Below are 2,718 nucleotides of genomic sequence, written 5' to 3' on the forward strand. Positions count from 1 at the left end.
GTCCTGGGCCTGGCCTGCGAACGCCAGGGCGTTCCGGAACCGGAACTGGTGGTGACGCCGGGTCGGGCGGTCGTCGCCAGGGCCGGCGTGGCCCTGTACCGGGTCGTGGCGGTTCGCCGCGAGCCGGAGGGCACACAGCTGGTCGCGATCGATGGAGGGCTGAGCGACAACCCCCGGCCGGCCCTCTACGGCGCCCGGTACACGGCCGTCCTGCTCGGCCGGGCCGGCACCGGTCCCGCGGTGTCGAGCACGATCGTCGGTCGCCATGACGAGGCCGGCGACGTGCTCGCCCGCTCGGTGCCGCTCCCGGCCGACCTGCGTCCCGGCGACCTGCTGGCCGCGCCCGGTGCGGGCGCGTACCACCTGCCGCTGGCATCGAACTACAACCTCGTCGGCCGCCCGCCGCTGATCGCGGTGCGCGCCGGCGCGGCCCGCGTCGTCGTCCGCCGCGAGACGATCGACGACGTGCTCTGCCGCGATCTCGACTAGATCGTGACCCACTCGGTGACGACCAGGGTGCCGCCGGCGCGCAGGTGCAGCCGGAACATCCCGCGGGGCACCGGGCTCAGCACGAACCAGCCGACCTCGTCGACCTGCGCGACCGCGACCACCCCGGTGCGGTCGTGCAGCTCGATCTCGCCGGGGCGCGGCGGCACCACCTGGCCGTGCAGCGCCTCGTCGGTGACCTCGACCTCGATGGTCACCGCGCGGGCGGCGAAGGTCAGCGCGCGCACCGCGGCCGGCTCGGCCCGGGCCCCGGCCGGCGCTTCCGTCGACAGCGCGGCCAGCTCGGCGTCGACGGTGCGCCAGGCGAACGCGGACCGGCCGATCTCGCGGATCCGGTCGGGCACCCCGGCGGCGGACCGGCGCGCCTCGGCCAGCGCGGCGAGCAGTTCCTCGTCGTTCATGCTCATGGCTGGCGCTCCGCTCCGGCGACGGCGGCCAGGGCCGGGTCGCTCCGCAGCTTGTCGAGGCAGCGGCGGCGGGTCGGGCCGATCGCGCCGACCGGGGTGCCGGTGCTGCTGCTGATCTGGGCGTACGGCGCCGGCGGGTCGTCGAACAGCAGCGTCAGCAGCCGCCGGCAGTGCTCGGGCAGGTTGTCGAACGCGGCCCGCAGCGCGACGTGCCGCTCCTGGGTGAGCAGCACCTCCTCGAAGGCCGGGTCGTCGACACTGTCCAAACCGGACTCGTCGCCGACCAGCACCTGGCGCCGCCGCGACCGCAGCATGCCCAGGCATTCGTGGCGCACGGTGGTGGCGAGCCAGCCGGGCAGCGCGGCGGGCTCGCGGATCGTGTCGAGCCGCTCGACGAGCCGCAGCCAGACCGACGCGGCCACGTCCTCCGCGTCGGCGCCACCGAGGCCGTAGCGGCGGCAGACCGCCCACACCAGCGGCGCGTAGCGGTCGACCAGCGTGTCCCAGGCGCCGGCGTCGCCGAGCCGGGCCCGCTCGACCAGGCCGACGACGGACGGATCGTCGCGCATCCCGCATCACCTACCAACCCACGGACACCTTATCGGTCCCGGTTGATACAAATTCGCTGGCGTACGCGTCGCGTACCCCGCGAGGATGGTCGCCGTGGACGGTCATCTCGTGCTCGCGTTCGTCGCGGCGTGCGCGCTGCTCTCCCTCGCGCCCGGCCCCGACCTGCTGTTCATCGTGGCCAACGGGGTCGCCGGCGGCCGCCGGGCCGGCCTGCTGGCCGCGCTCGGCATGTCGACGGGCCTGGCCGTCCACACGGTCGCGGCCGCGTTCGGCCTCGGCGCGCTGATCCAGGCGGCGCCGCAGGCGCTGACCGTCGTCCGGATCGCCGGCGCGGTGTTCCTGCTCTACCTCGCGGTGGCGACGTGGCGCGGCAGCCGCGCACCGCTCGAGCACGCGGCCGCGGTGCCGCGCCGGTCGCTGCGCCGCACCTACCTGATGGCGACGCTGACCAACCTGGCCAACCCCAAGGTGATCCTGTTCTACCTGGCGTTCCTGCCGCAGTTCCTCGGCGCGGGCGCCGGCGCGTGGCCGGTCACCGCGCAGCTCCTGGTGCTCGGGCTGGTGTTCATCGTGATCGGGCTCGCCGTCGACGGCACCGCGGGCCTGCTGGCCGGCACGCTCGCCGAGAAGGTCGCCGCCCGCCCCGGCTTCCGGCGCGGGATGGAGCGACTATCGGCGGCCGTCTTCGCCGGCCTGGCCGCCCGTCTGGTGGTCGACAGCCGCTGACGGCGTGTCGTAGACGACCGACCAGGGCTGCACGCCGCTGACCAGGCGGCGCACCGGCTCCGGGCCGGTCAGCACCGCGGCCGCGACCGCGCCGAAGGCCGGCGCCGCCGGGTGGGGTGAGCGGTCCGGCCAGACCGCGGAGGTGCGCCGCTCCAGCACCGCGCCGGCGAGCGGGCGCCAGGCGACCCGGGCCTCGCGCCGCGCGGTGCTCTCCGGCTCGAAGGCCACGCACTGCCGGCCGAGCACGAGGCCGAGCAGGAAGTCCGGGTTGCGGGCGTGCCGCACCCGGCGCGGGGTGAAGCCGTGCCGGCGGCAGGCGTCGAGGATCTCGTCGTACCACTCCGGTGCCGTGGCCCGCGGGAACATGGCCAGCTCGTGACCGGCCAGGTCGGCCAGCGCCAGCTCGGGGAGCCCTGTAGAGAGTCAGCGAGAAGCCGATGTTGCGGCACATGCCGGCGAAGTCGTCGGTCGAGTCGATCACGATGGTGTTGACGCCGGCCTTTTCGGT

At 75.3% G+C, this 2,718-nt stretch carries 4 protein-coding genes and 1 pseudogene; 2 read left to right on the forward strand and 3 right to left on the reverse strand.

Annotated features, from left to right (window positions below; all coding sequences use genetic code 11):
* A pseudogene (locus AB0H87_RS40285) lies at positions 1-489 on the forward strand (diaminopimelate decarboxylase); the annotation flags it as partial.
* Here AB0H87_RS40285 and AB0H87_RS40290 read toward each other — a convergent pair.
* A complete protein-coding gene (locus AB0H87_RS40290) occupies positions 486-914 on the reverse strand; it encodes a hypothetical protein (RefSeq protein ID WP_360158634.1) in 429 nt (142 codons plus the stop codon). The pseudogene AB0H87_RS40285 and the gene AB0H87_RS40290 sit on opposite strands and share 4 nt — an antisense overlap.
* Positions 911-1,483: a sigma-70 family RNA polymerase sigma factor gene (locus AB0H87_RS40295; RefSeq protein WP_360158637.1), complete on the reverse strand. Its 573-nt coding sequence runs from the start codon at positions 1,481-1,483 to the stop codon at positions 911-913. Before AB0H87_RS40295 ends, AB0H87_RS40290 begins: the two co-directional genes overlap by 4 nt.
* Positions 1,484-1,577: 94 nt before the next feature.
* Between AB0H87_RS40295 and AB0H87_RS40300 the strand changes: the two genes are divergently transcribed.
* Positions 1,578-2,210 carry a LysE family translocator gene (locus AB0H87_RS40300; RefSeq protein ID WP_360158640.1) on the forward strand — a complete coding sequence of 211 codons (633 nt, stop codon included), beginning with the start codon at positions 1,578-1,580 and terminating at the stop codon, positions 2,208-2,210.
* Here the strand turns inward: AB0H87_RS40300 and AB0H87_RS40305 are convergent.
* A complete protein-coding gene (locus tag AB0H87_RS40305) occupies positions 2,154-2,612 on the reverse strand; it encodes a LysR substrate-binding domain-containing protein (protein ID WP_360158643.1) in 459 nt (152 codons plus the stop codon). The genes AB0H87_RS40300 and AB0H87_RS40305 overlap by 57 nt on opposite strands.
* Between the last annotated feature and the right edge of the window lie 106 nt (positions 2,613-2,718).

It is taken from the genome of Asanoa sp. NPDC050611, assembly GCF_040654855.1.
GTDB lineage: Bacteria > Actinomycetota > Actinomycetes > Mycobacteriales > Micromonosporaceae > Asanoa.